Below are 24,765 nucleotides of genomic sequence, written 5' to 3' on the forward strand. Positions count from 1 at the left end.
CCCCGTACCGATCCCACCCTTCGACGGAGCCCACCATGACCCGCCGTACCGACACCCATCCCGACCTCACGCACCCCCACGTCGGCGCCCCCTTCTTCAGCACCTGGCAGGTCGGCACACCCGAGCGCCAGCGGCAGACGGTCGACGCCATCGCGCACACCTGGACCCGACGGCCTTGGCCCACCCCCGGTCTGCTCGGCTACCACCTTTACACCGGGCACGACGGGACCACCCTGCTGCACCACTCGCAGTGGCGGAGCGAGCAGGACTACGAGGCCTTCGTGAAGACGCACCGGCAGGAGCGGGTCGACGAGATCGACACCGTCGTGCCGGGGATCGAGCGAGTGCGGCTCGACCGGTACCGGCATTACCGCAGCACCGCCCGGGAGGACCGCCCGGCCCTGGTGCCGGGCTGCGTCGTGATCGTCGACGTCGAGTTCGAGGGCCCCGATCCCGATCGGCAGCGAGCCTGGGTCGACGCCGTCCTGGAGGCGCTGGAGAGTGAGCCGAACCCGCATCCGGGCGGCATCTCCGCCCACTTCCACGTCAGCACCGACGGCACCAGGGTCCTGAACTACGCCGAGTGGGAGACCGCCCAGGCCCACATCGACGCGCTCGCCGCACCCGGCGACGGGGTCGGCTCGCCCAGCGCACAGTGGCAGCGCGTGCAGGCCTGGCCGGGGCTGCAGAGCAGCACGGTCAGCCGGTACGACCACGCCCTCGGCCTCGTCCCGGACTGACGGCGGCGGGGAGGGCCGACTGGACGGAGTGTCCAGCCGGCCCCGAGCCGGGGTGTCACGGCTTGAAGCGCAGCACCTGCGGGTCGTGGTCGCTGATCTGGTCGTTGAACTCCGAGTTGACATGCACGCTGTCGTACTCGAAGTCGCAGTCACGCCGGATCGACGGGCTGACCAGGATCTGGTCGAGGACCTGGGTGTTGCCCTGGTAGACGTACGAGTAGCGCTCGCTCCTCGGCAGCGACTTGACCGCCGACCACAGCGCTCCGCCGTCCTCCAGGATCCTCGCGGTGCCGGAGAACTCGAAGTCGTTGATGTCGCCGAGGGCGACGACGTCCGCGTTCTTCTGCGTGGCCAGGATGTCCTTGACGAACCCGTTCACCAGGGTCGCCTGCTGGTGGCGCTGTGTCTCCGAGCTGCGCGCCGGGGGCTGGTACTGCGAGGTCAGGCCCTGGTCGCCGCCCTTGGAATTGAAGTGGTTGGCGATCACGAAGACCGTCCGGCCACGGAAGACGAACTCGCCCGCCAGCGGCTTGCGGCTGTTGGCCCAGGCGGCGTCCGTCGGGTCGATCCGACCGGGGGAGAGGGTCAGCGCCGCCTTGCCGTGCTCCTTGGTGACACCGACGGCGGTCGTCGCGTCGCCGCCCGCACGGTCCGTGAACGACACCCGCTGCGGGTTGAACAGGAACACCTGGCGGATGTTGCCGCCCGGCTCGCCGCCGTCCGCGTTGTTCGCCGGATCGATGGAGCGCCAGTCGTACCGTGGGCCGCCCGCCGCGACGATCGCGTCGATCAGCTTCGTGACCGTCCGGCCGGCGGTGACCGTGCCGTCGTTCGTCGCGCCGTTGTCGTCCTGGATCTCCTCCAGGGACACGATGTCGGGTGCCTGGAGGTTGTGCACGATCGCCGCGGCGTGCTCCTCGAAGGTGGCGTCGCCCGGGTCGAGGTTCTCGACGTTGTACGTCGCGACCGCCAGCTCGCCCTTCTTCTGCCGCTCGGTGGTCTCGCGCTGCAGCCCGGCGCTCCTGAGGGTGCCGAGCTTGCCCGCGACCAGGGTGTATCCGCCGAACTGGTTGTAGTCCAGCGGGCCCGCGGTGGCGCCGGTGAGCGTGTCACCGACGTTCGCGACCGGGAAGTCGGCCGTCGCGCCCAGCGACTGGATCTGCAGCCGGCCGGTGTTCTGGGAGTCGTAGGAGCCGTAGACCGTGCCGCCCCGGCGGTCGCTGTTCTCGCGCGGCTTCACCGTGACCCACAGCTCGGTGTACGGGTCGGTGGCGCCGACCACGCGGGCGTCGGCGACCTGGACGTTCATGCCCTCCAGGGACTCGTAGTAGTCGAGGGCGTACCGCGACGGCCGCAGGGGCAGACCGTTGACCGAGCCGCTCGCGGCCGTGTCACCGGTCGGCGTGTACGTGCTCGGCACGGACCTCGCGGTGATGACGGCGGCGGCGGGGACCGCGTTGCCGCTGGAGACGACCGTGACCGTCGGCTTGGTGATCTCGGTCAGCGTCTGGTTGCCGGTGGCGGTGCCGCCCGGGACGTACTCCGAGACCGTGCCCAGGACGGTGACCGCGTCGCCGACCGCGACCTTCGGTACGGAACCGGTGAAGACGAAGACGCCCTCACTGGTGGCCGGGTTGGCGTCCGGGTTCGGATCCTGGATCCAGAAGCCTCTGGACGAGCCGTACGTCCGCACCCCGGTGACGATTCCGGCCACGTCGGTGACCTGCTGTCCGGCGTACGGCGATATCCGGGTGGTGCCCTGGATGTCATGGATGCGCACGGAGTCCGCGTGCGCGGGTGAGGTGAGCACGACGGTGGACGCCGCCGAGCAGACGGCGGCGACGGTGAGCGCGGCGAGACGCGCGGAAGACGGGTGCGGCAACGGGATCCCTCCGGGGACGTACCTGGGCGCCGGGACGAGGGTGGTGCGTGGAACGACGGGAGCCGCGACCTGTGGGGCGGTGGCGACGCGCGTAGAAAACGCAGTGGGCACATGTCATGTCCAGCTGATTTCTACGCGCGTCAATCTCCTGTGTGCTCCGGCCAGTTGTCAAGGATCCGGCCATGTACTCCGGCCGACCGGCAGATGAACCGGGCGGCATGGGTGGATATCCGTCTAGGCTGAGCGGCTGAGTGGTGGTACGCGTCCCTAGGAGAACCAACCGATGTCAGACAGCTCCCCCCTGCCGCCGGTGCGGCTTCACCCCGAAGCGGAGCTGGCGCGGGACGCGCTGTCCACGCCACTGCTGTCCCGCGCCGCGCGCCTCGCCCGCTGGGCCGGCCCGGACACCCGTGTCGACGCCGGGGGCGGACTCGTAGACGAACAGCTGCCGGCGGCGGCCCAGCTCCTCGGGCTGACCGGCGACGACGCGGCGGCGTACGCGAGCGAGGCCTGGCGGATCGCCGTCGACACCGGACTGGTCGAGGTCGTCGACGAGGAGGCGGGCACCGTCACGGCCGGCGAGGACCTGACGCTGCTGACCGGGGGCTCCCCGCACGACGTGCTCGCGGTGTGGCTGGGCGCGTTGGAGACGGTGCTCGCCGACGCGAGCGTGCCGGACCTGGACGACCTGGTCGACGCGGTGGACCCGGAAGGCGACATCGGCGAGGTCGATCTCTCCTCCCTGGCCTGGGACCCGGAGGCCGAGTCGGAGTTCCTGGACGGCGTGCTCGGGAACCTCTATCTGCTCACCGTCACCGAGGACGGACCGGGCGAGAGCCCCGTCCCGCTGCCCGCGCTGGCCGCCTCGATGATCGTGCCCAGCGACATGGGGGAGCCCACCAACGACGTGCTGGAGCAGGTGTCCGACGCGATGATGCGGCTGGACGACCAGTTCCGGCTGCTGGAGCCGGTCGGTCTGGTCGAGTACCAGCCGGTCGACGAGACGCTGATGGCGGACACCGGGGAGGAGCCCACAGCCGTCGACGACACCGACGTCTCCCGCTACGGCATGGTTCGGCTGACCCCGCTCGGCCGGTACGGGCTGCGGGTCCGGCTCCAGGAGGCCGGGTTCCAGGCCCCCGCGGTCGGCGACCTCGCGGACAAGGGAGCGGACGCACTGCTCGACGGCACGGCGACCTTCCCGCCGGCCGCGGCCCACGCCGAGACCGAGCGGTGGCTGGCCCGCCGTGACTCCCTCGCCGCGGCACGGGAACTGCTGGCCGCGGCGCGGGGCCTGGACGCCGGTGCGCCACTGCGCCGACTGCGCTGCCAGCAGGCGCTGTCCCTGGTGGGCAACGAGGCCGAACCGGCCCTGCGGGAGGTGCTCGACGACCCCGAACTGGGCGGCCTGGCCCGGGTCTGGCTCACCGAACGCGGCGCCCCCGACGTGCCCGCGCCCTCCGAGGACCTGGTCTTCTGGCTCACCGTCGACACGGTCGCCGCGCAACTGGCGGCCGAGGGCAACTCCGACGAACTGCGCGAACTCGTGGAAGGCCTGGCCCAACAGCACAGCGGCTTCTTCACGGCGGCCTGGCGGGTCGACCACCCGGCCGCGGCGGACGTCCTGGAAGCCATGGGGCGACTGCACCCGGACAAACGAATCGCGAAGGAAGCCCGCAAGGCGGCGTTCAAGGCACGGTCACAGCAAGGCGGTTGAGGGGACGGGCCGAGGGACGGCAGGGGCGGGGCGGCCGCCCGGTCCGGATCAGGACGTGCACCAGGCGGTTTCCCGCTCCGGGCCGGGCTTGAAGCCTCGGTGGGCTGCCCTTTTCGTTCCGCTGGGGCAAGGCATACGGATTCATGGAAGCGGGTCCCATGACGTCGCCCGGTGTTCAACCGCCGTTCAGGCACGGGCGGGACGGTGGCGCGGACCGAGGTCCGCCACCCTCCACGGCCCGCCCACCGTCACAGGAGACACCATGTCGCTCACCCGCAGGGACTTCGCCAGAAACTCCGCCGTCACCGGTGCCGGTGTCGCGCTGGCCGGCACCGTAGGCGCCCTCGCCACCGCACCGGGCGCCCTCGCGTCCACCGAGACCTCCCCGGAGACCGAGAGCGCCGAAGCGGAATCGGCTGCCGCACACCACGGGGTCGGCTACGGACCGCTGCTCCCCGACCCCAAGGGCCTGCTCGCGCTGCCCGCCGGGTTCACGTACCGCGTCATCACCTACAGCGGCAGGACCAAGCTGGAGTCGGGCGAGTTCACCCCCTCCAACCACGACGGCACGGCCACCTTCGACGGCCCGCGCGGCACCACCCTCCTCGTCAACAACCACGAGCTCAAGGGCCCGCGCGCCAACTGGCCCCACCCGGTGCCGCTCACCGAGGGCCTGGTCTACGACCCCGCCGCGTCCGGCGGCTGCACCGTCGTCGAGGTCCGCCCCGACGGACGCGTCGCCGAGTGGGTCGGCATCGCCGGCACCTCCACCAACTGCGCGGGCGGCACCACCCCTTGGGGCACCTGGCTCACCGGCGAGGAGACCGAGGACAAGGCCGGCCAGAACGGCATGACCAAGGACCACGGCTACATCTTCGAGGTCGACCCCGCCGACCGCCGCGCCAACCGCGACCCCAAGCCCGTCAAGGCGTTCGGCCGGTACGCCCACGAGGCGGCCGTCATCGACCCCAAGCGCGGCCACGCCTACCTCACCGAGGACGCCTCCGGCCCCAACGGCCTGCTCTTCCGCTGGACCCCGCCCGCCGGATTCCGGCACGGCCGCGGCAAGCTGCGCACCCTCGCCGCCGACGCCGGCGTCCTGCAGGCCTTCAAGTGCTTCGACGCAGGCGGCAAGTTCGTCGACGACCTCTCCCGCGCCGTCAAGATCGGCACGGTCTACGGCGTCGACTGGGTCGACGTCCCCGACCGCGACGCCAAGACGGTGCCCGTCCGCAAGCAGTTCACCGACGGCCAGGTCACCCGCGCCCGCAAGCTCGAGGGCATGTGGTGGGGCGACGGCGGCGCCTACATCGTCTCCTCCTACGCCCGCGAGGAGAGCCCCGTCCAGCACGACGGCCAGGTCTGGTTCTACGACCCCAAGCGCCGCACCCTCACCCTGAAGGTCCTGCTCGGCGTCAACCCCGACCCGTCCAAGGACGGCGCCTTCGACGGCCCCGACAACATCACCGTCTCCCCCTACGGCGGCCTCGTCATCGCCGAGGACGGCGAGGGCGTCCAGCACCTGTTCGGCGCCACCGACAGCGGCCGCACCTATCCCATCGCCCGCAACGAACTCAACATCGGCACCGAAGAGGAGCCGGAATACAGCGAGTTCACGGGCGTCACCTTCTCACCCGACGGCCGGACGCTGTACGCCAACATCCAGACGCCGGGCATCATGCTGGCGATCACGGGGCCCTGGAAGCGACAGCGGCATTAGAACGCAGGGCCACTCGTACGGGTGGGGCTGTTCCATTGGGCGGACGGTTGACGACGCTGGACATACCGTTCCGGCATGTCCAAATTATGCGAACAGTGCGGCACTCCGGTGAAGGAAGCTCGCAGGCGCTATTGCAGTAACCGTTGCAGCCTTCAGGGGACGGCGCGACAGCGTGCTGAGTCACATCGGAAGCCCAAGTCGCCGTGCCCGCAGTGCGGCAAGCCCATCCGGACCCGCGGCGCGATCCACTGTGGCCGGGCCTGCGCCAACGTGACCCGGCGTCAGGAGGCGGAGGCGCGTCGTGGGGAGCCCACGCCGTGCCTCCGTTGCGGAACGACGGAGCGGCGCCCCCGCTGCGTTGGGCAGCCGTACTGCTCGTGGGAGTGCTTCAACGAGGACCGCTACGAGCGCACGGGCACGTTCGCGCGATGGCTCGCAGCATGGCAGGCAGGCGAGATCAGTGGTACGAGGGAGAACGGCAGCCCTGACTGGAGGGTGCGCCAAGGACTTGTCCTGCTCAGGGGGCAACGCTGTGAGAAATGTGGCTGGGCCGAAGTCAATCCTGTCTCCGGCCGGGTTCCTCTGCACGTCGACCACATTGACGGCGACCGTACGAAAAACCGTCCAGAAGACCTCCGTCTGCTGTGCCCCAACTGCCATGCGTTGACGCCCAATTACCAACACCTGAATAACCCCCGCGTGCAGCCGGTGCGCCAGAAACAGAGCCGTCGGTACCAGGAGGTTTGGCTCGGGGGACGTACGGCCGCAGCGTCCCCAAGCCCGTCAAGCGCGGGATCGCCGTACGCCGCATCTACCACGGCACGTCGCTGCTGAAGTACGACACCGCCTCCAAGGGTTACCGCTTCGGCGACATCCTCAACCTGGTGCACGCGGCCCCGGACCCGGACAAGCCGTGGCAGGGCGAGCTGTTCCAGTACGCCCTCGACCGCCGGCACAACCCGGACACCGCTGTACCGCCCGCCTCGAACCGGGTCCTGACCGCGCACCGCGAGCTGATGGCGCTGCGGGTCGAGGAACGGCGCGCGGTGGTCACGGCGGCGGGCGGTGCGGAGCGGCTCGCGGCGGCGGGAATGACCTGGGAGGCGCTGGCCGGGTGGCTCCAGGGCCCGATGGACAAGGCGGCCTGGGAGGCCGTGATCCCGTCCATGGGTGCCATGGCGCTCGTCCGTAACCTGCGCAACTTCGACCAGGCCGGAGTCTCGGACGAGGTCGCGGCCCGGGTAGCGGCGAAGATCAGCGACCCGGCCCAGGTCGCGCGCTCGGGGCAGTTCCCCTTCCGGTACCTCGCCGCGTACCAGCACGCGCCGTCGCTGCGCTGGTCGTACCCGCTGGAGCAGGCGCTCGGCCACTCGCTGGCCAACGTGCCCGCACTGCCCGGCCGCACGCTGGTGCTGGTCGACCGGTCGGGCTCGATGTGGGCGCGGCTGTCCGACCGCTCGGAGCTCAACCGTGCCGACGCGGCGGCGATCTTCGGCACGGCGCTCGCGCTGCGGGCGGCGGACGCGGACCTCGTCGAGTTCGGTACCGGCAGCAACAAGATCAAGTTCCGCCGGGGCGAGTCCGTGCTGAAGATCCTCGGTCGTTTCGGCGACCTGGGCGGCACCGACACCACCGAGGCGGTGCGCCGCCACTACAAGAAGCACGACCGGGTGCTGATCGTCACCGACGAGCAGTACAGCTTCAGCCACTACGGCGACCCGACCGAGCAGGTCCCGGCGAACGTGCCGGTCTACACCTGGAACCTCGCCGGATACCGGGCCGGCCACGGCCCCTCGGGGAAGGGGAACAGGCACACCTTCGGCGGGCTCTCGGACGCGGCCTTCCGGATGGTTCCGCTGCTCGAAGCGGCGCAGGACGCCCACTGGCCCTGGGCAGCCTGAGCGGCCCGATCGGGGCCCGCACTTCTACGGGGGTGCGGGCCCACCGCGCCGATCCCTCGTCAGCGGGCGCCGTTGCGGACGATGAGTTCGGTGAACGCCTTGGGCGTCACCACCTCGACGTCGGGGCCGAGCCCGTCCACCACTGTCCTGATGTCGGACAGGCTCTTGGTCCAGCAGTGCACCAGGACGAGCGTGTAGCCGTCGGCGCTGGTCGGTGCGGCAGGCCTGGAGTTGATGTTCCGGATCAGGTCCGGTTCCTCGGTGAGACCGGCCCACAGCACGTCCCGCTGGGCGATCACGGGTTTGCCGTCCACCCAGTTGATCCGGCCGCTGATCCGGTCGGTGTCGCCGTACCCGAAGAAGAACAGGGCGTCGATGTTCGGCTGCCGGAGGTAGGACGACCACACGTCGGTGCGGTCGAAGCTGTCCTGGTCGTCGAGGATCTCGGAGATCCGCAGGTCTCCGGCGGCCATGTACGCGTTCAGCCGGTCGGTGAAGAGATCGAGGTCCGCGGGCGGCATCTTGGCCGGGAAGACGTATCCGGAGCCGCTCGGCCCCGCGATGAAGCTGTCGTTCGCCGCGCCCCGCGAGGCGTTCTCGTAGTACCAGCGCATCGCCGCCGGAGCCAGATCGACCAGGGACGGGCTGATGCCGTAGCCGATGTCGAAGCGACCGCGGTCGGGGTTGCTGAAGTACTGCTGGAGTCCCCACAGGTTCCAGGCGACGTTGTCGCCGTCGCTGATGACGAACGACACGTAGTGCTTGTTCCGGGTCTCGGGGGCGGCCTCGGGCTTCTGGGTGAGTCCCTCGGTGCCGTGGACGGCGCTCAGGGCCGAGAGGTTGGGTGCCAGGTCCGACGGGATGGATGTGACGCCGAGTTGGGAGGCCTGCGCGACCATGTCGTACTCGTTGTTGCCGTATCCCATCAGGTCCGCCCCGGGCTTCAGACCGCCCAGGACCTGCGCACGCCAGTCGGTCACGCCGTCGTAGAACGTGAACGCGTCCGTCATGGCGATGTAGTCGCGCTGGTGGTACAGGACCGACGGGTTCAGCTCCGCGGCGGTCGTCCGCGAGAACAGCCGACCGTATCTGGCGTAGGCCCATTTCTCCGTCCGGCCGGTGACGTCGAGGATCTGGCGCCCCAGGCCCAGGGCCCGGACCTGGGCCTCCTGGGAGACGTCGACGGGGAGGGCCCTCAGGGGGCCGCTCAGTGACGAGGCGACGTTGACGGACGGCGGATTGCCGGCCATGTCGTAGAGGACGTACCCCGCGAGGTGCTGCCGGAAGTGCTTCAGCAGGGCGGGCCAGGTGGGGCGGCTGTCGTCGAGCAGCACGCCGTACGTGGTGTGCAGGAAGTCCTTCCAGATAGCCCCCGGCCCGCCCTCGTCGATGAAGATGTGCTCCGACGAGGCCTTGGCGACCAGGCCCTGGAGCGCGGCCACCAGCACCCGGTCCGCGTCGCTGGTCAGGTTGCCGGACGGGATGACGTCGAGGCTGCGCAACGCCATGCCCTTGGGCAGGGCGATGCCGCGATCGGCGCTCACCGTGCTCACGTCGGTGGTGCCCCCCGCAGCCGACGCCGCGGCAGTCGCGGCAGTCGCGGTCCCTGGGACGGCCAACGGGGTGGCGGCGGCCAGCGCGGTCAGGCCGAAGGTTCTCCTACTGATCACAGGTACGCACCGTTTTCTTCTCAGGAGGCCCGGCTGCCGTACCGGGAAGTGGCCCGGCGGGAGTGCCTGAGCGTGCGGTGGGAGCCGGGGTCCCGTTCATGCGCCAGGCGGAGAGGTGGTCTGCTGCGGCAGCGGTCTGCCGCCGGAGGTCCGATAACGCTCACGTGAACGTTCACGGAATGGGCGAACGGCAGTATGCTGCGATGACCGCGGGGCGTTGTCAACATCCCGGACCGGCCGAAAACCAACGGCACGGCGGGAGGCGGCCCGGTTAAGGTTCCTCACCACAGGACCCATACAGAGGGCGGGTATTGCGCAGTGCCGGGCAAGCACGACGAGCGGCCGAAGCTCGGTTCCCCCCGGGCCGCCAGGCGCCGGACGACGATCGACGACGTGGCGAAGCTGGCCGGGGTGTCCCGGCAGACCGTTTCCCGTGCGATCAACGACAAGGGCGAGATCGATCCCGCGACGAAGGAGCGGGTGCTGCAGGCGACCCGCACCCTGGGGTACCGGCCGAGCCGGTTCGCCCAGGGGATGCGGAGGCAGGACTCGGTCACCCTCGGCTTGATCATCTCGGACCTGAGCAACCCGTACTTCGCCGAGGTCGCTGTCGCGGTGCTGGAGGTGGCCGAGGAGCGCGGCTGGCACGTGATCGTGTGCGACTCGCGCAACGACGAGGGTAAGGAGCGGGAGGCGCTCGACGTGCTCGCCCGGCAGGCCGACGCGATCATCGGCCACTGCGCGGGCCCCGACGACATGCTGGCCCGGCACGCACCGGGGATGCCGCTGGTGCTCCTGGAGCGCGGCGCGGACCAGACGCGCTTCGGGTCGGTGAGCATCGACGCGGCGTCGGGCATGCAGCAGGCGTTCGCACATCTGACGGGCGCCGGTCACCGTCGCATCGGCATGCTCGACGGGGCGTCGGACGACCGGCCCAGCGCCCGCCGGGAGCAGTTCCTGGCGCAGGCGAGGCTGCACGACCTGCCGGTGGGGGCCGACTGGGTCGTCTCCTGCGACCGGCACCGGGTGTCGGCCGGTGAGCGGGGGATGGACGCGCTGCTGGACGCGCATCCGGATGTGACGGCCGTGGTCGGCTTCAACGACCTGATCGCGGTCGGCGCCATCCGCACCGCGCGTCGCCGGGGACTGCGGGTACCGGAGGACGTCGCCGTTCTGGGCTTCGACGGGCTCTCGCTGGGGGAGTTGGTGGAACCGCCCCTGACCACCTTGAGCATCGACAAGCGAGAACTGGGACGGTTGGCGGTCGAACAGGTGGCGGCCCAGCTGAACGGAGGCGAGAAGCCTCCGGTGGAGGGCGATGCCCGGGTGCGGCCCGAGCTCGTCCTGCGGGCCTCCGCGTGACCTCCGGCCCGGTCGCCGGTCGGCCGGCCTGAGGCCGGCATCAGGCTGCATCCCTGCCGTCTGCCCTGTTGACACCAGGTCGGGTACGCGGCACGATTTTTCGTTATCGTTCACGTGAACGTTCACGAACCCCTCGACACCAGGAATCGTGCATGTCGCAGCCGTACTACGAAGCCACGTCACCCGGATACGGAGCGAGGCCGGCGCGGGCCGCCCTCAGGACCGACGCGGCCACCGTCGGCCTCGGCGGCATGTGGCGTTTCCATCTCGCCCCCGCCGCGGACCTGGCCCCCGACGGGTTCTGGGCCAACGACTTCGACGACAGCTCGTGGGGCAGGCTGCCGGTGCCCTCCCACTGGCCGCTGCACGGGCACGGCTCGCCCGTCTACACGAACATCGGCTACCCGTTCCCGCTCGATCCGCCACGGGTGCCCGACGAGAACCCCACCGGCGACCACCGGCTCGTCTTCGAACTGGACGAGTCGTGGACCGAGGAGCCGGCGGTGCTGCGGTTCGAGGGGGTGGACTCCTGCGCCCGGGTCTGGCTGAACGGGCGGGAACTGGGCGTCACCCGTGGCAGCCGCCTGCCGGTCGAGTTCGCGGCCGGACCGCATCTGCGAGCCGGACGGAACGTCCTCGCGGTACGGGTGCACCAGTGGTCCTCCGGCAGTTACCTGGAGGACCAGGACATGTGGTGGCTGCCGGGAATCTTCCGCGAGGTGACGCTGATCCGACGCCCGCCGGGCGGCGTCGAGGACGTCTTCGTGCACGCCGGCTACGACACCTCGACGGGCCGCGGAACGCTCCGCGTGGACGCCGTGACCCGCGACGGGGCCGAGGCCCGGCTCAGCGTCCCGGAGCTGGGCATCGACGACCTGCCCGCCGGGCACACCACCGTGGTGGAGGGTGTGGCGCCGTGGACGGCCGAGACACCCCGGCTCTACGAGGGGGTGCTGGCCACCGGTACCGAGCGGGTGACCTTGCGCGTCGGCTTCCGTACCGTCGCCGTCGAGGACGGACAGCTCCGGGTCAACGGGCGCCCGCTGCTGCTGCGTGGCGTGAACCGGCACGAGCATCACCCGGACCACGGACGCGCACTGCCGGCCGAGGTGGACCGCGACGACGTGCTGCTGATGAAGCGGCACAACATCAACGCCGTCCGCACCAGCCACTACCCGCCCCACCCGCGGTTCCTGGACCTCTGTGACGAGCTGGGGCTGTGGGTGGTGGTGGAGTGCGACCTGGAGACCCATGGTTTCTCCGCGGCGGACTGGCGCGGCAACCCCGCCGACGCCCCGGAATGGGCCGAAGCGTGCCTGGACCGGATGCGCCGCACCGTGGAGCGCGACAAGAACCACCCGTCCGTCGTGATGTGGTCGCTGGGCAACGAGTCCGGCAGTGGACGCAACCTGGACGCGATGGCGGCGTGGGTGCGCGAACGTGATCCGGGGCGGCTCCTGCACGACGAGGGCGATCACGAGTGCCGGCACAGTGACGTGTACAGCCGGATGTACCTGCCGCACGACGAGGTGGAGGCGATCGGCAGGCGCGCCGAGCCCCCGCTGGACGATCCCGAGGCGGATGCCAGGCGGCGTTCGCTGCCGTTCATCCTGTGCGAGTACGCCCACGCGATGGGCAACGGTCCTGGCGGACTGGCCGAGTACCAGCGGCTCTTCGAGCGCCATCCCCGGCTGCAGGGCGGTTTCGTGTGGGAGTGGATCGACCACGGGCTGCGGCAACGGACCCCGGGCGGGCGCGAGTTCTTCGCGTACGGCGGCGACTTCGGCGAGCCGTACCACGACGGCACGTTCGTCATCGACGGTCTGCTCTTCCCCGACCGCACGCCGTCGCCCGGGCTCGCGGAACTGAAGAAGACCGTGGAGCCGGTTGCCATCGGCGCCGCCGAGCACCGCGCGGACGGGCCCGGCCGTTGGATACGGATCACCAACCGGTACGACTTCAGCGACCTGTCCCACCTCCGCTTCGAGCTGGCGCTCTCCTCGGACGGCCTGCCGGTGCTCACCAAACCCCTCCAGGTGCCCCCTGTCGCGGCGGGCGAGTCCGCCGACATCGAGTTGCCGGTCCTTCCGCCGACGGACGGCGAGGGCTGGATCACGATCAGTGCCGTGCTGGCCGAGGACCGGCCCTGGGCTCCGGCAGGCCATGAGGTCGCCTGGACCCAGCTGCCCCTGACGCCGCCTCCGGCCCAGGCGGAACCGCCGTCACGGCGCGGCACCGGGCCGCGGCCCGCCGCTGCTTCGAGGCAACGTCCCGACGGCCGTCTGGCGCTCGGTCCCGGCGAGTTCGACGGACGCACCGGGCGCCTGGTGCGCCTGGGGACGACGGACGTCGACGGCCCGGTGCTGGACCTGTGGAGGGCACCGACCGACAACGACCGCTCGGCCTCCTTGTGGGGCCCGGCGGACGACTCGGCGGTGCGGTGGTGGCGCCAGTCGGGCCTGGACCGGCTGCAGCACCGGGTCGACGAGGTGGCGTACGGCCCGGACGGAATGCTGGTGCGTACGCGGGTGGCGGCCGCGGCCCGGGCGTCCGGGATGACGGTCGAGTACCGGTGGGCCACCGACGGAGCGGGTCTGGTGCTGACCGTCCGAGTCGAGCCGACGGGCGACTGGCCCGGTGGGCTGCCGCGGCTCGGCGTGCGCATGGCGGTGCCGGGCCGGCTGGGCCAGGTCCGGTGGTTCGGTCTCGGACCCGGCGAGGCGTACCCGGACAGCCGGTCGGCGGCGCGGGTCGGCCGCTTCTCGTCGACGGTGGACGCCCTGCAGACCCCGTACGTGGTGCCGCAGGAGAACGGAGCCCGGGGGGACGTCAGATGGGCGGAGCTGAGCGGCACTGACGGCCCCGCCCTGCGTATCGAGTCGGTGGGGCTCCCGCGCTTCTCCCTCACCGCGCGCCGCTGGACCACAGGGGACCTGGAGTCCGCCCGGCACACGAGCGACCTCGCTCCGTCCGACCGGATCTTCCTCAACCTGGACGTCGCGCAGTACGGACTGGGCTCCGCTTCGTGCGGTCCGGGCGTGCTGCCCGCCCACCGTCTGGAGGCGGCGCCGGTCACCTGGTCGCTGCGGCTGAGCCCGCGCGGGTAGGCGGCCTCGGGGGATCCCGTTTCCGGCCGGGGAATCCCCGGCACGCGCCGGTCACCTGGTCGCAACGGCTGAGCCCCCGCGGGCAGGTGACCCACGGGGGCTCGGACGGCGGGGTCCGGGGCCGGCTCACATCTTCATGGCTCCGGCGGCCAGGTCCCGCAGGAAGTGCCGGGCACCGATGATGAAGACGATGATCAGCGGCACCACGCTCATCAGCGCGCCGGCCATGACGACCGCGTAGTCCGGCCCGTAGACGGTGTTGAGCTGGGCCAGCGCCACCTGCAGGGTGAGCCGGTCCGGGTTGATCATCACGACGAGGGGCCAGATGTAGTCGTTCCACGCGCCGATGAAGGTGAAGATGCCGAGGAACGCCAGGGCGGGCCTGAAGAGCGGCACCGCGATGGTCCAGTACAGGCGGAAGAACCCGGCACCGTCGATCCGTCCGGCGTCCAGCAGTTCGTCGGGCAGCGAGTTCTCGGCGTACTGCCGCATCCAGAAGATGCCGAAGGCGTTGGCCGCCCCCGGGACGATCAGGGCCGTGAGGGAGCCCACCCAGCCCAGGTGCGCCATGGTGACGAACTGCGGCACCAAGGACAGCTGGGCGGGGATCATGTAGGTGGAGAGCAGGATGACGAACAGGAACCTCTTGCCGGGAAACTGGTACTTGGCGAAGGCGAACGCGGCCAGCGAGTCGAAGAACAGCACCAGTGCGGTGCCGACGACCGCGACGATGAGGGTGTTGGCCAGGGAACTGAAGAAGGCGACGCGGTCCAGCACCGCTCCCATGTTCTCCAGCAGGTGGCTGCCGGGGACGAGGATGGGCGGGTACCGGAAGATCTCCCCGGTGGTGCGGGAGGCCATCACGACCAGCCAGTAGAACGGGAAGACGGAGACGAGCAGGCCCGCCAGCAGCACCGCGTGGACCAGGAGCCTCCTGGTCCTGCTGCCGGAGCCGATGGCGACGCCGGTACTGCCGGTCGTTCTGGTGTCAGCGTGCACGGTTGATCCTCCAGCGCCTCGAAGTGGCCGGGCGGTCCTCGCCGAACCTGGCGACCAGTCGCCAGTTGATGGCGGAGAAGACCGCGACGATGACGAACAGGGCCCAACCGATGGCCGCGCCGTAGCCGAACTGGTGGTCGCCGAAGGCCTTCTGCCACAGGTAGAGCACGATCGTCATGCCCTCCTGGCCGGGGCCTCCGGTGGAGTAGCCGTTACTGGCCTGGAAGAGCACCTGGGACTCGGTGAAGATCTGCAGCCCGTTGATGCTGGAGGTGATGACGGTGAAGAGCACCACCGGCCGCAACTGCGGGAGAATGACCCGGAAGAGGGTCTGCAGACTGCTCGCCCCGTCGACCCGGGCGGCCTCGTACAGCTCGGAGGGAATGGCCTGCAGCCCGGCGAGGAAGATGAGGGCGTTGTAACCCGTCCAGCGCCATATGATCATGATGGCGAGGGACACCTTGACGCCCCAGGCGGACGTCATCCAGCCGAACTCGCCGAGGCCGACGGCCTTCAGCAGTGAGTTGCCGAGCCCCGCCTGCGCGAAGACCGACCCGAACACGATGGTCATCGCGACCATCGAGGTGACGTTGGGGATGAAGTAGGCCACCCGGTACGCCATGCTGTAGCGGACCTGCGAGTTCAGCAGGAAGGCGATGACCAGGGCCAGAAGCAGCATCGGCACCGTGGACAGGAACCAGATCTCGAAGGTGTTGAGGATGGACTTCCAGAAGACGGTGTCGTGCAGCAGCCAGTCGTACTGCTGCCAGCCCACGAAGCGCATGGTCCCGATGCCGTCCCAGTCCTGGAAGGACAGGTAGAGCGAGAAGACGACGGGGAACACGCCGAACACCGCGAACAGCACGTAGAACGGCGAGATGGCGAGGTAGACGGGCAGATTGCGCCGTACCGGGCTGCCCATCCGCCCGGCCGTGGCCTGCTTTTTCTGCTTGCCCGCCCGCACGCTCCGCGGCTTGGTGCTGGGCGCACCGGTGGCTCCGGCCACGGCCATCTCAGCTCACCCCCTTCTGCGAGAGGGTCTTCTCCGCGGCGGCCATGGCATCCCGCCACGCCTTGTCGGGGTTCTTCCCGAGCAGCTCCACGTTGGTCAGCTCCTGGTAGACGGGGGTGGAAGCGGTGCCCTCGTAGGGGCTGAAGTAGACGACGGGCGCCTGCTGGGCGGCCGGTCCGAAGACGTCGATGGGGCGCTGACCGCCGAAGAACTTGTCGGGCTCCCGCATCGCGGGCTTGTCGTAGACGCCTGGCGTGGTCGGGAACAGGGCCATCTCCTGGTAAGCCGCCAGCTGGTTGGCCGGTCCCAGCAGCCATTTGACGAACGCGAAGGCACCCTGCGGGTCCCGGCAGTACTTGGTGATGGCGAGGTAGGAGCCGCCGTAGTTGGCCGCCCCACCGGGCATCTTGGTCACTCGCCAGTTACCGGATGTCTTGGCGGCGGTCTGTTTGAGCCCGCCCATCCACCAGACGGCGTTGCAGGCGGAGGCGATACGTCCCTGCGCGTAGGCCGCGTTGGAGTCGGGTGTCCCGTCGTTGATCTTGGCGCTGAGCTTCTGCCGCAGCGACTCCACCGCCAGGTCCCAGCAGCGTTTGACGTGCTCCTGGTCTCCGATGAAGTGGTCGTCCTGGTCCACGAACTGCTTCGGGCTCTGCAGCAGGGACATCCGGAAGACGCTCGCGATGTTGCCGACGAGGAAGGTGCCGGGGACCGCGGATCTCAGTTTGCGGCCGACCGCGAAGTAGTCCTCCCAACTGGAGGCCGCCTGCGCGAGTTCCTCGGTGTCGGAGGGGAGTCCGGCCTTGTCGAAGATGTCCTTGCGGTAGTAGAGCGCCGAGGGACCGCAGTCGATGGGGAAGGCGACCATCCGGCCGGACGGGGCGATGCCGCCCTGCCATTTCCAGTCGAGGTACTGACTCTTGAGGCTGTCCGCGCCGAGACTCCTCAGATCGAGGAACTGGTCCTCGTGCGGGAAGAAGCTGGCGACGTCGGAGTTGAGGGCAGTGATGTCCGGGACGTAGGCGCGGGCTGCCAGGCCGGTGAGCAGCTTGCCGTAGGTGTCGCCGATCTCGGCGCCCTGCACCTTCAAGCCGGGGACGCCGGGCACCCCCTTGCGGGCGACGGCCAGCAGCCGGGTGCTCAGGGCTCCCGACCAGTACCAGACGCTGAGGTGGCCGGTACCGGCGGACACCGAACCGGAGGAGGCGCCGCAGCCCGTGAGACCCAGCAGGGCTGCACCCGTGCCGCCCAGCGAAGCTGCGAGAAGACGTCTCCTCGACAGAGATGGCTCCATGTTCGAACACTCACTTTGTTCCGGGGCAGGCGCGCGGGGGCCACGCGGTGCCGATCGGGGGGTTCGGTCGGCCGTGGCCGGGCCCTGCGGAGGCGAGTACGGGAGGGGTCGGCAGGGCCACGGCAGGGCCCCGCTGTGCTGGCGTGCATGCGAACCGTGAACGTTCACGTGAACGTTGCCGAGGAGTATGCGCGCGCCGCGAAGTGAGTGTCAACAAGGAGGACGTAACCGAATCGCCATCAGAAAGCAGCAGGCGACAGGCGCAGGCGAAAGCGTTTCCCGTTCAGCCTTGAACGGATCGCCCGGCGGTCGCGCGCGGCGGTCGAGCCGGAGGTGTGGGCGCCGAGCTCGACGAGGATGGCGTCGGCGGGGCGGTCGGCCTCCGCACGGCGCGCCCGGCCCACGGGCTCCTCCGACGTGGAGCGGTGGGCGGCGCCGGGGCCGCACGGGGTCGGTTCCGCCGTCGCGCGGTGGAACGGACTCACCTCTGACCGGCGAGGCGAGGCACGCCGAGGCGTGGCTCCGGAGGCGTGGCTCCGGAGGCGTGGCACCGGAGGCGTGGCACCGGAGGTCCGAAGCCGGGTTCCAGCAGGTGGGTGGCGCCCCGCTGTGTTTCGAGGGGCGCCCTCAGAGACGTACGGGCCCTCAGAGGGCCTGCGCCGCCGGCTTCACCATGCCCCGTACGGTGCGGGACTTCACGAAGTCGCCCATCGCCGTCATGTCCCACTCGCCGGAGAACTGGCGGATCAGCTTCGCCATCATCACGCCGGTCTGCGCTTCGGCGTTGGTGAGGTCGAAACGGACGAGTTCCTCGCCGGTCGCGGCGTCCAGGAGTCGGCAGTAGGCCTTGGCGACCTCGGTGAACTTCTGGCCGGAGAAGGAGTTCACGGTGAAGACCAGGCCGGTGACCTCCTGCGGGAGCCGGCCGAGGTCGACCACGATCACCTCGTCGTCGCCGCCGCCCTCGCCCGTGAGGTTGTCACCGGAGTGCTTGATCGCGCCGTTCACGATGGACAGTTTGCCGAAGTAGCAGCTGTCGATGTGGTTGCGCTGCGGGCCGTACGCGATGACCGAGGCGTCCAGGTCGATGTCCTTGCCGCGGTACGCCGGTTCCCAGCCGAGGCCCATCTTGACCTGGGACAGCAGCGGGCGTCCGCCCTTGACCAGGGAGACGGTCTGGTTCTTCTGGAGGCTGACCCGGCCCTTGTCGAGGTTGATCTTCCCGGCGCCCGGGGCGGGGGCGGGCGGAGCCGGGGGTGCGGCGGGGGCCGGGGGCGCGGCGATCCGCGGGTCGACCGGCGGGGCCGACGGCGCCGCCGGCTGCGTGGCCGGCGGAGGAGGAGCCACCGGCTGGGCGGGGGCGGCGGCCTGGGCGGCGGGCTCCTCCACGGAGACGCCGAAGTCGGTGGCGATGCCCGCGAGGCCGTTGGCGTATCCCTGGCCGACCGCGCGGGCCTTCCAGGCGCCGTTGCGGCGGTAGACCTCCACGATCACCAGGGCCGTCTCGGTGCCCAGCTGCGGGGGCGTGAACGTGGCCAGGACGCTGCCACCGTCCGCGTCGCGGATGGTGGCCGTCGGTTCGATGCCCTGGAAGGTCTGGCCGGCCGCGTCCGGGCTGGCGGTGACGACGATCTTCTCGATGCCCGGGGGGACGGCGGACGTGTCGACGGTGATCGCGTCCGGGGTCGTGCCGCCGCCGGAGCGGTAGGTCACGCCGGGGCCGGTGGGCTGGTTGTAGAAGATGAAGTCGTCGTCGGAGCGCACCTTGCCGTCGGCGGTGAGCAGCAGGCCCGATACGTCGAGCCGCACCGGGGCGGCGACGTCCACCGTCACGCGGGCGGCGGAGAGGGGGATGTTCGAGCCGGGGGTCATAGCTGTCATACCCCGTCGAACGAGCGAAGGCGTTTTACCGTTCCCTTACCGTGGGCCGATTGGTGGGCCCGGATTTTTCGCCCCCGCCGCCCCTTCCCTTCCCGTCCCCGGGGGCTGCCGCCCCCAGGCTCCCGGATCGGCCTTGACGGCCTCGTCCTCAACGCCGGACGGGCTGAAAACGTCTCCTACGGCACCACCACGATCTTCCGTCCCACCCCCGCCTTGAACTGCTCCAGTGCCTCCGGGTAGCGGTCCAGCGGGATGCGGTCGCTGATGAAGACCTCCGGGTCCAGGACACCGTTCGCGAACAGCTCCGCCGCCCGCTCGAAGCTGTGCAGGACCGCCATCGAACCGGTGATGGTGATCTCCTGGTTGTAGATGCGGTACGGGTCGATCGTCACGCGGGTCGCGTAGTCGGCGACGCCGAACTGGAGGAACGTGCCCGCCTTGGCCACCCGGTCCAGGCCGTCCTGGATCGCCGCCGCGTTGCCGGTCGCGTCGATCACGACGTCCCAGCCCTGCGGGCGGTCGAGTTCGTCGGCGCCGGTCGCCGAGGACGACACCCCGAGCTGCCGGGCCGTGGCCAGGCGCTGGGCGTTGATGTCCACCACGTCCACGCTCGCCGCCCCCGTCCGCTTGGCGAGTTCCAGCATCATCAGGCCCATCGTCCCGGAGCCGTAGATCAGGACGTGCGCGCCGAGACGGGCCTGGAGGACGTCGTAGCCGCGCACGGCACAGGAGAGCGGTTCGACCAGCGCCGCGTCCTGCGTGCGCACGTGCTCGGGCAGCTTCACGCAGTTGGCCACCGGCGCCACCGCGAACTGCGCCGCGCCCCCGGCCGTGGTGACCCCGATCGCGGCCCACCGTTCGCAGAGGTTGTTGTGCCCGGTACGGCAGTACCGGCACTCGTAGCAGTACAGCGAGGGATCCACCGCGACCCGGTCGCCGACCGCGACCTCGGTGACCTGGGTGCCCACCCCGACCACCTCGCCGGCGAACTCGTGCCCGGGCACGATCGGCAGCTTGGGCGCGAACTCGCCCTGGAGGATGTGCAGGTCGGTGCCGCACAGGCCGCAGGCGGCGACCTCGACGACGACCTCCCGGGGGCCCGGCGTCGGATCGGGGACCTCGGCGACGACGGCACGGCCCACGGACTCGATGACGGCGGCCTTCATTTCACGGCTCCAAGCGACAGGCCCTGGACCAGCTTGTCCTGGGCGGCGAACCCCGCGGCGAGCACCGGCAGGGAGATCACGAGCGACGCGGCGCACACCTTCGCCAGGAACAGGCCCTGGCTGGTGATGAAGCCGGTCAGGAAGACGGGGGCCGTCTCGGCCACCACGCCGGTCAGCACTCGGGCGAAGAGCAGTTCGTTCCAGCTGAAGATGAAGCAGATGAGCGCGGTCGCGGCGATCCCCGGGAGGGCGATGGGGGCCACCACGCGGGCCAGGATCGTCGGCAGGCGGGCCCCGTCCACCTTCGCCGCCTCGATCACCGCGACCGGGACCTCGGCGAGGAAGGACTGCATCATCCACACCGCGATCGGCAGGTTCATCGAGGTGTAGAGGATGACCAGCAGCCAGATGTTGTCGAGCATGCCGGTGTTCTTGGCGAACAGGTAGATCGGGAGCAGTCCCGCCACGGCCGGGAGCATCTTCGTGGACAGGAAGAAGAACAGGACGTCCGTCCACTTCTTCACCGGGCGGATCGACAGCGCGTACGCCGCCGGGAAGGCCAGCAGGAGGACGAACAGCGTCGACGCCAGCGAGGCCACCGTCGAGTTGACCAGCGCGGGCCAGGGGCTCGCGCCGCCGCCCGTGCCGAAGAACTCGCGGTAGCCGTCCAGGGTGAGGGCGGCCCCGAAGGAGGGCGGATTGGTCGCCGCGTCCTGCTCCGAGTGGAACGACGTCAGGGCCATCCACGCGATGGGGAGGAAGAAGACGATCCCCAGCAGCCAGGCCACCAGGCCGAGGCCCGCTCCCTTACGACGGCCACTGTTCGGCCGTACGGCGATGCCGCTCATGCCCGACCCACCTCCTCGCGGAACAGGGACGACACCACGCGCAGGGCGAAGGTCGCGATGATGATCGAGCCGATGACCACCAGGACGCCCGCGGCCGAGGCGAGGCCGTTCTCGTGGGCCTGGTAGAAGCTCTGGTAGACGGTGTAGGGGAGGTTGGCGGTGCCCAGGCCGCCGGACGTGATCGTGAAGACCGCGTCGAAGTTCTGGACGATGTAGATCGAGCCCAAAAGCGCCCCGAGTTCGAGGTAGCGGCGCAGGTGCGGGAGCGTCAGATAGCGGAAGATCTGCCAGTTGCTCGCGCCGTCGACCCGCGCCGCCTCCATCTGCTGCTGGTCGCGGCTCTGCAGGCCGGCCAGCAGGATCAGCATCATGAACGGGGTCCACTGCCAGACGAGGGAGGCCTCGACCGCGAGCAGCGGAGTGCCCGATATCCAGTCCGGTTGTGGACCGCCCACATAGTGCAACAGCCCATTGAGCAGGCCGTATTCAGGGTTGTACAGCACATGCTTCCAGAGCAGGGCCGCCGCCACCGGGACCACCAGGAAGGGGGCGATGAGGAGGGTGCGGACCACGCCACGGCCCCGGAACTTCCGGTCGAGCAGCAGCGCCAGGGCCAGTCCCAGGACCAGGCTGGCCAGGACCACCGCGACCGTCAGCAGCACCGTCGTCCACACGGACTGGCGCAGGTCGGCGTCGGTCAGCACCTGTTGGTAGTTGTCGAGGCCGGTGAAGTGGCGGGACTTGGGATAGAGGGCGTTCCAAGTGAAGAAGGAGATCACCAGCGTGGCCACGAACGGGAGCTGGGTGACCGCGATCATGAAGATCAGGGCGGGGAGCAGCGGGGCGCGGGTGGCCCAGGCGCGCAGGCGGGCGGAAGGCGGGCGCACGGTGGGTACGGGAGTGGTGGCTGTCGGAGCCGTTACGGTCGCGGTCATCGTCCCTCGTACTCCTCGGAGATCCGCTCGGCGAGCTGCTGGGACTTCTTCAGGGCCGATGCGACGGACTGGTGTCCGGCGATGGCCGCGCTGATCTCCTGGGAGACCTTGGTGCCGAGATCGGTGAACTCGGGGATGCCGACGAACTGGATGCCGGGCGCGGGGCGCGGCTGCACGCCGGGGTCGTTCGGCTTGGCGCCCTCGATGGCCTCCTTGGTCATCTCCTGGAAGGCGGCGGCCTCCTTGACGTAGGCGGGGTTCGTGTACGTCGACGCGCGCTTGCCGGCCGGGACGTTGGACCAGCCGATCTGGTCGCCGACCAGTTGCTCGTACTGCTTGCTGGACGCCCAGGAGACGAACTTCCAGGCCTTGTCGGGGTTGCGGGAGGCGTCCTGGATGCCCCAGGCCCAGGTGTAGAGCCAGCCGGCGGACTCCGTCCGCTCGACGGGGGCGGGGGCGTAGCCCAGCTTGTCCTTGACCGGGGAGTTCGCCGCCTCCAGGGATCCGGCCGCGGAGGTGGCGTCGTACCACATGGCGACCTTGCCCTGGGTCATGTTGTTCAGGCACTCGGCGAAGCCGGACTGGGCGGCGCCGGACTCGCCGTGCTCACGGACCAGGTCGACATAGAACGTCACCGCCTTCTCGAACTCGGGGGAGTCCAGCCGGGCCTTCCAGCCCTTGTCGAACCAGGTGCCGCCGAAGGTGTTCACCACCGTGGTCAGGGGTGCCATGACCTCGCCCCAGCCCGGCAGGCCGCGCAGGCAGATGCCCTTCATGCCGGGCTCCGCCCCGTCGACCTTCGCGGCCAGGTCGGCCACCTGGGTCCAGGTCGGGTGCGCTGGCATCGTCAGACCCTTCTTCGCCAGCACGTCCTTGCGGTACATCAGGAAGGACGACTCGCCGTAGAAGGGCTGGCCGTAGAGCTTGCCGTCGTCGCCGGTGAGGGACTGGCGCATCGGTTTCAGGACGTCCTTCTCGTCGTACGCCGGGTCCTTGGCGACGTAGGAGTTCATCTCGTGCAGCCAGCCGTTGCGGGCGTAGATCGGTATCTCGTAGTTGGAGAGGGTGGCGACGTCGTACTGGCCGGCCTGGTTGGCGAAGTCCTGGCTGATCTTGTCGCGGACGTCGTTCTCGGGCAGGACGGTGAAGTTGACCTTGATGCCGGTCTCTTTGGTGAAGTGGGCCTTGGTCAGCTTCTGGAGTTCGGTCATCTGGGGGTTGTTGACCATCAGGACGTTGATCGAGTCGCCGCCCGACCCGGACCCGCCCGCTCCGACCCAGCAGCCGGAGAGCAGCGGGGCGAGCAGCGTCCCTGCGGCGGCCATGGCGAGCGTGGCTCGCGGGGGCCGTCGTCGGCTCTGGGTTCGCATGGATCGCTCCTGGACGTATGGGGAGATAAAGGGCGCGACAGGGTGAGGAGGCGCCCATCTGGCTGGTGAGTCGGTTGTTCAGACGCGGATGACCTGGGGGCCCAGCAGTGCGTAGCGGTGGGCCTCGGCTGTGGGCAGGAGGGTGCTCGTCACGATCGCCTCCAGGCTGCAGATGTCGGCGAACCGGCAGAAGCTGACCGCTCCGAACTTGGTGTGGACGCCCGCGAACACCGCGCGGCGCGCGGCCCGGACGGCCTGCGTCTTGACCTCGCTGACCGCGGGGTCGGGCGTGGTCAGTCCGTGTTCGCGGGAGATGCCGTTGGCGCCGATGTAGGCGAGGTCGACGACGAAGCCGGCCAGCATCTTCGTCGTCCAGTGGTCGACCGTGGCGAGGGTGCCGGAGCGGACCCGGCCGCCCAGCAGCAGGACCGACATGTTCTCGGTCTCGGCGAGCGCGCCCGCGACCGGCAGGGACGCGGTGACCACGGTCAGCGGCCGGTCCCTGGGCAGTGCCTCGGCGATGAGCTGCGGGGTGAAGCCCTCGTCGACGAAGACCGTCTCGGCGTCCTGGAGCAGCTCGGCCGCGGCGGCCGCGATCCTGCGCTTCTCGGGGACATGGCTGGTGGCGCGGAAGGCGAGCGTGGTCTCGAAGCCGGCGCTCTCCACCGGATAGGCCCCGCCGTGGGTGCGGCGGACCAGGCCGTGGTCCTCCAGGGCGCGCAGATCGCGCCGTACGGTCTCCTTGGCCACGCCCAACTCGTCGGCGAGCGCGGTGACATCGACCGAACCGGTGGCGCGGGCGACCCGGACGATCTCCCGCTGGCGTTCTTCCGCCGTTCTCGTGGTCATGGCCGTCACCCGCCTCCGTACCTGTCTGCCCGTTCGGGCCCGGTGGGACCCATGGGGGAAGTTCTACAGCGGGTACGCGGCACTGACCAGGCCTGTTGCGGGCTCGATGCTGCCCGTGTGTGCCCGTTCACGGGGTGGCGTGCCCGTCTCGGACCTGCGCGGCAGGGGCCGCGGGCACGCGATCGGGCAGCGCGGATGCCCGAATGCGGCGGCGGGCGGGCCCGTTCGGGCGTCCTTCACGTAGTACCGGAAGCGGTGCTCCTCGATCTGCTCAGCGAGTTGCGCGTGCTTCTCCCGTGCCTTGGCGGGCAC

General features: G+C 70.2%; 19 protein-coding genes and 1 pseudogene. 7 read left to right on the top strand and 13 right to left on the bottom strand.

Annotated features, from left to right (window positions below; genetic code table 11):
• Positions 1-35: 35 nt before the first annotated feature.
• Positions 36-740 (top strand): antibiotic biosynthesis monooxygenase, encoded by a 705-nt coding sequence (locus tag ABZ027_RS37175; RefSeq protein ID WP_356776368.1) that lies wholly within the window; start codon positions 36-38, stop codon positions 738-740.
• 55 nt (positions 741-795) lie between these two features.
• Here ABZ027_RS37175 and ABZ027_RS37180 read toward each other — a convergent pair whose 3' ends face one another.
• On the bottom strand, positions 796-2,622 hold the full coding sequence (locus ABZ027_RS37180) for an endonuclease/exonuclease/phosphatase family protein (protein ID WP_356776370.1): 1,827 nt from the start codon (positions 2,620-2,622) through the stop codon (positions 796-798).
• 283 nt (positions 2,623-2,905) lie between these two features.
• Here ABZ027_RS37180 and ABZ027_RS37185 point away from each other — a divergent pair, with 283 nt between their 5' ends.
• The 4 genes and pseudogenes from ABZ027_RS37185 to ABZ027_RS37200 all read left to right on the top strand — a co-directional run.
• Positions 2,906-4,339: a hypothetical protein gene (locus ABZ027_RS37185; RefSeq protein ID WP_356776372.1), complete on the top strand. Its 1,434-nt coding sequence runs from the start codon at positions 2,906-2,908 to the stop codon at positions 4,337-4,339.
• A 262-nt stretch (positions 4,340-4,601) separates the two neighbouring features.
• Positions 4,602-6,059, top strand: coding sequence for an alkaline phosphatase PhoX (locus ABZ027_RS37190; RefSeq protein WP_356776374.1), 1,458 nt, complete (start codon positions 4,602-4,604; stop codon positions 6,057-6,059).
• A gap of 75 nt (positions 6,060-6,134) precedes the next feature.
• The gene (locus ABZ027_RS37195) at positions 6,135-6,893 is read left to right on the top strand and encodes an HNH endonuclease signature motif containing protein (protein WP_356776376.1); all 759 of its coding nucleotides are present in this window, start codon (positions 6,135-6,137) and stop codon (positions 6,891-6,893) included.
• Positions 6,815-7,960, top strand: a pseudogene (locus ABZ027_RS37200) (TROVE domain-containing protein); the annotation flags it as partial. The gene ABZ027_RS37195 and the pseudogene ABZ027_RS37200, both read left to right, overlap by 79 nt.
• 59 nt (positions 7,961-8,019) lie before the next feature.
• Here the strand turns inward: ABZ027_RS37200 and ABZ027_RS37205 are convergent.
• Positions 8,020-9,630 carry a GxGYxYP domain-containing protein gene (locus ABZ027_RS37205; protein WP_356776378.1) on the bottom strand — a complete coding sequence of 537 codons (1,611 nt, stop codon included), beginning with the start codon at positions 9,628-9,630 and terminating at the stop codon, positions 8,020-8,022.
• Positions 9,631-9,948: 318 nt separating this feature from the next.
• Here ABZ027_RS37205 and ABZ027_RS37210 point away from each other — a divergent pair, with 318 nt between their 5' ends.
• Together ABZ027_RS37210 and ABZ027_RS37215 are read left to right on the top strand one after the other, a co-directional pair.
• The gene (locus tag ABZ027_RS37210; protein ID WP_356776380.1) at positions 9,949-10,992 is read left to right on the top strand and encodes a LacI family DNA-binding transcriptional regulator; all 1,044 of its coding nucleotides are present in this window, start codon (positions 9,949-9,951) and stop codon (positions 10,990-10,992) included.
• Positions 10,993-11,144: 152 nt separating this feature from the next.
• On the top strand, positions 11,145-14,099 hold the full coding sequence (locus tag ABZ027_RS37215) for a glycoside hydrolase family 2 TIM barrel-domain containing protein (RefSeq protein ID WP_356776382.1): 2,955 nt from the start codon (positions 11,145-11,147) through the stop codon (positions 14,097-14,099).
• A gap of 126 nt (positions 14,100-14,225) precedes the next feature.
• Here the strand turns inward: ABZ027_RS37215 and ABZ027_RS37220 are convergent, their stop codons facing one another.
• From ABZ027_RS37220 to ABZ027_RS37270, 11 genes are all read right to left on the bottom strand, one after another.
• Positions 14,226-15,098 carry a carbohydrate ABC transporter permease gene (locus ABZ027_RS37220; RefSeq protein ID WP_356776384.1) on the bottom strand — a complete coding sequence of 291 codons (873 nt, stop codon included), beginning with the start codon at positions 15,096-15,098 and terminating at the stop codon, positions 14,226-14,228.
• Complete coding sequence (locus tag ABZ027_RS37225) at positions 15,088-16,110, bottom strand: sugar ABC transporter permease (protein WP_356776386.1); 1,023 nt, start codon at positions 16,108-16,110, stop codon at positions 15,088-15,090. Before ABZ027_RS37225 ends, ABZ027_RS37220 begins: the two co-directional genes overlap by 11 nt.
• 1 nt (position 16,111) lies before the next feature.
• On the bottom strand, positions 16,112-17,404 hold the full coding sequence (locus tag ABZ027_RS37230; RefSeq protein ID WP_356776388.1) for an extracellular solute-binding protein: 1,293 nt from the start codon (positions 17,402-17,404) through the stop codon (positions 16,112-16,114).
• A 239-nt stretch (positions 17,405-17,643) separates the two neighbouring features.
• Entirely contained in the window at positions 17,644-17,808 is a 165-nt protein-coding gene (locus ABZ027_RS37235) for a hypothetical protein (RefSeq protein WP_356776390.1), read from the bottom strand.
• A gap of 241 nt (positions 17,809-18,049) precedes the next feature.
• Positions 18,050-19,276, bottom strand: coding sequence for a TerD family protein (locus ABZ027_RS37240; protein ID WP_356776392.1), 1,227 nt, complete (start codon positions 19,274-19,276; stop codon positions 18,050-18,052).
• 185 nt (positions 19,277-19,461) lie between these two features.
• Entirely contained in the window at positions 19,462-20,451 is a 990-nt protein-coding gene (locus ABZ027_RS37245; protein WP_356776394.1) for a zinc-dependent alcohol dehydrogenase family protein, read from the bottom strand.
• Positions 20,448-21,299: a carbohydrate ABC transporter permease gene (locus ABZ027_RS37250; RefSeq protein ID WP_356776397.1), complete on the bottom strand. Its 852-nt coding sequence runs from the start codon at positions 21,297-21,299 to the stop codon at positions 20,448-20,450. Before ABZ027_RS37250 ends, ABZ027_RS37245 begins: the two co-directional genes overlap by 4 nt.
• Positions 21,296-22,234, bottom strand: coding sequence for a sugar ABC transporter permease (locus ABZ027_RS37255; protein ID WP_356776399.1), 939 nt, complete (start codon positions 22,232-22,234; stop codon positions 21,296-21,298). The genes ABZ027_RS37250 and ABZ027_RS37255 overlap by 4 nt, the downstream gene beginning before the upstream one ends.
• Positions 22,231-23,604, bottom strand: a complete 1,374-nt coding sequence (locus ABZ027_RS37260) for a sugar ABC transporter substrate-binding protein (RefSeq protein WP_356776401.1) — start codon at positions 23,602-23,604, stop codon at positions 22,231-22,233. Before ABZ027_RS37260 ends, ABZ027_RS37255 begins: the two co-directional genes overlap by 4 nt.
• A gap of 78 nt (positions 23,605-23,682) precedes the next feature.
• Entirely contained in the window at positions 23,683-24,453 is a 771-nt protein-coding gene (locus ABZ027_RS37265; protein ID WP_356776403.1) for a DeoR/GlpR family DNA-binding transcription regulator, read from the bottom strand.
• A 63-nt stretch (positions 24,454-24,516) separates the two neighbouring features.
• Positions 24,517-24,765, bottom strand: a 249-nt coding sequence (locus tag ABZ027_RS37270) for a hypothetical protein (protein ID WP_356776405.1), incomplete at its 5' end; no start/stop codon positions are given.

The sequence above is a fragment of the Streptomyces sp. NPDC006332 genome (assembly GCF_040612855.1).
Taxonomy (GTDB): domain Bacteria; phylum Actinomycetota; class Actinomycetes; order Streptomycetales; family Streptomycetaceae; genus Streptomyces.

Bases quoted from the DNA above. Each gene is read 5' to 3' on its own strand.
- ABZ027_RS37185 (WP_356776372.1), top strand. From the start codon at position 2,906: ATGTCAGACAGCTCCCCCCTGCCGCCGGTGCGGCTTCACCCCGAAGCG.
- ABZ027_RS37190 (WP_356776374.1), top strand. From the start codon at position 4,602: ATGTCGCTCACCCGCAGGGACTTCGCCAGAAACTCCGCCGTCACCGGT.
- ABZ027_RS37225 (WP_356776386.1), bottom strand. From the start codon at position 16,110: ATGGCCGTGGCCGGAGCCACCGGTGCGCCCAGCACCAAGCCGCGGAGC.
- ABZ027_RS37195 (WP_356776376.1), top strand. From the start codon at position 6,135: ATGTCCAAATTATGCGAACAGTGCGGCACTCCGGTGAAGGAAGCTCGC.
- ABZ027_RS37245 (WP_356776394.1), bottom strand. From the start codon at position 20,451: ATGAAGGCCGCCGTCATCGAGTCCGTGGGCCGTGCCGTCGTCGCCGAG.
- ABZ027_RS37215 (WP_356776382.1), top strand. From the start codon at position 11,145: ATGTCGCAGCCGTACTACGAAGCCACGTCACCCGGATACGGAGCGAGG.
- ABZ027_RS37230 (WP_356776388.1), bottom strand. From the start codon at position 17,404: ATGGAGCCATCTCTGTCGAGGAGACGTCTTCTCGCAGCTTCGCTGGGC.
- ABZ027_RS37250 (WP_356776397.1), bottom strand. From the start codon at position 21,299: ATGAGCGGCATCGCCGTACGGCCGAACAGTGGCCGTCGTAAGGGAGCG.
- ABZ027_RS37260 (WP_356776401.1), bottom strand. From the start codon at position 23,604: ATGCGAACCCAGAGCCGACGACGGCCCCCGCGAGCCACGCTCGCCATG.
- ABZ027_RS37240 (WP_356776392.1), bottom strand. From the start codon at position 19,276: ATGACCCCCGGCTCGAACATCCCCCTCTCCGCCGCCCGCGTGACGGTG.
- ABZ027_RS37175 (WP_356776368.1), top strand. From the start codon at position 36: ATGACCCGCCGTACCGACACCCATCCCGACCTCACGCACCCCCACGTC.
- ABZ027_RS37255 (WP_356776399.1), bottom strand. From the start codon at position 22,234: ATGACCGCGACCGTAACGGCTCCGACAGCCACCACTCCCGTACCCACC.
- ABZ027_RS37265 (WP_356776403.1), bottom strand. From the start codon at position 24,453: ATGACCACGAGAACGGCGGAAGAACGCCAGCGGGAGATCGTCCGGGTC.